Below are 2,062 nucleotides of genomic sequence, written 5' to 3'. Positions count from 1 at the left end.
GGCCCCCGGGCCGTGACCGTGCCGTCGTCCAGGACAAGCCCGAAGTGGTTGTCGCGCACCTCGGCCGAGGCCGGGCCGGTGCGGGTCGAGTACGCGAACCGGGCGTAGCAGGGGTCCTCCTCCGCGCCGACATCGTTGTTGCTGCCGTGGTTGTGGAGGCGTACGAGGCCGTCGGAAGCCGTGGACTGGATCAGCATGTGGGGCGGACCCAGGGTCACCGCCGCGTCCCCTCTCTCCACCGGCAGCGGCTCCTCCACCGCCGTCCACACCGGGTGCTCCGGCGGCATGAGGAGACCGAGGAACCCTTTCGCCGCCCAGTACGGGGAGGCCGGGCCCGAGTAGCTCTGGACGATCGGCGGGTACGGGCCGCGCCAGCCCAGGGTGAGCAGACCCCGCTCGTCGGTGGCTCCCCGGCCGGGCTCCCGGTCCGTGAAGTACCGCAGCGCGCCGGAGCCCAGCCGGCGGGTGGCGCCGGGGGTGAGCGGGGTGTGGCCGGTGAGCGCGCCGAGCCAGGGGGCCGCGGCGGCGGCGAAGCGGTAGGTGAGGGAGCGCCCGTACGGCAGGGGCGCGCCGTCGGCGCCGAACATCCGGGTGTACGCGTCGAGATGGGCGTGCAGCCGGGGGCCGTACCGGTCGAGGAGTTCCCGGTTGTCACCCAAATGAGCGTGCAGGACGGGATAGAAGTGGAGGGCCCAGCCGTTGTAGTGGTCGAAGGAGCGGTTGGGGCCGTCGCTGTACCAGCCGTCGCCGAGGTACCACTGATCGACGTGTTCCAGCGCGCGTTGGACGGTGGCCGAGGCGCGGTCGGTCTCGATTCCGGCGTCCTGGAGGAATCCGGCGACGGTGAGACCGAAGAACCACCAGTTGTTGTCGACGGGCGAGGGGCCGAGGGCGGGCAGCAGCCAGTCCACGACCCGCTGACGCACGCGGTCGTCGAGGCCGTCCCAGAGCCAGGGGCGGGTGAGGCGCAGCCCGAGGGCGACGGAGGCGGACTCGACGACGGCCTGGCGCACCTCGGCCATACGGGGCCAGGAGTCCGGTGCGCCGCTGCCCGACTCCCCGGTGGGCAGCGGATGTTCGGTGCCCGATGCCAGGCCTTCGGCGTAGCGGCCGAGGTGGCCGTGCGGGTCGTCGCCGTGCGCGCCCGCGATCCGCAGCGCGGCAAGCAGCCAGGTGCGGGCGTACCCTTCGAGGCCGTCGGAGCGGGGCCCGGACCAGCTCGGGCGGTCGCCGGGCAGGTTGATCAGACCGTGGCGCGTCGAGGCGTAGGGGCGTACGGCGAGCAGGAGTTGATCGGCCGTGTGCTCCCAGTGACCGCGGGTCCGGCCGGTGTACGGACTGAGCTCGTGGTTCACGGGCGGTGTCGGCATGATGCTCCCCCGTCGCGTCGATACCGGTGCGGCCGTCGGTGCCGGTCGGCATGTGTCGGCCGGCGCGTGCCGGCTGACCGCCATCGGCCCCGAGCCGTCGACCGTCTGCCGTCGCGGCCGTTCGCCGCCTGGGCCGCCAGCCGTCTCGACCGCCGACCGTCTCGACCGGTCGACCGTCTCGGCCGTCGGCCTCGGGTGGGACCCGGAGTGGAGATCCGGAGTGGAGATCCGGAGTCCGGAATTTAGGGCTCTCGCTGATCGAACGTCAATGGAGTCGGACCGATTGATCGAAACTCGCGACGTTCGATCAGGGTGCATTAGGGTCGTGGCCCCGGGAGACCGGCCGCCACACCGCGAGCCACATCCGCGTGCCATGCGCGAGCCACATTGCGAGGGGGACTGCCGCCGTGCGAGAGAGTGCTGCCGAACGTCACGACCGACTGCTGGAGCTGGTGCGCCGGCGCGGCTCGGCCCGGGTCTCCGACCTCGCGGGCCAGTTGGGCGTCTCCCCCGTGACCGTGCGGCGGGACGTGGAGGCGCTGTCCGTACGGGGCCTCCTCGACCGGGTGCACGGCAAGGTCTCCTGGCCGCACCGGGAGGGCGTGCCCGGGACGCCCGCGCCGGGCGGCCCCGGAGGCGGCCGCGAGCTGGTGCTCGGCATGATCGCGCCCACCGCCACGTACTACTTCGCC

At 73.1% G+C, this 2,062-nt stretch carries 2 protein-coding genes; one reads left to right on the top strand and one right to left on the bottom strand.

The features are described from left to right. Positions 1-1,370: DUF2264 domain-containing protein (locus A8W25_RS30705; RefSeq protein ID WP_067167726.1), on the bottom strand; the 1,370-nt coding region annotated here is incomplete at its 3' end. A 407-nt stretch (positions 1,371-1,777) separates the two neighbouring features. Between A8W25_RS30705 and A8W25_RS30700 the strand changes: the two genes are divergently transcribed. Continuing rightward, positions 1,778-2,062: DeoR family transcriptional regulator (locus A8W25_RS30700; RefSeq protein ID WP_158942827.1), on the top strand; the 285-nt coding region annotated here is incomplete at its 3' end.

Origin of the sequence: Streptomyces sp. ERV7, from assembly GCF_001653515.1 — a bacterium.
Classification (GTDB): domain Bacteria; phylum Actinomycetota; class Actinomycetes; order Streptomycetales; family Streptomycetaceae; genus Streptomyces.
This window is presented reverse-complemented; position numbering and strand designations above follow the sequence as displayed.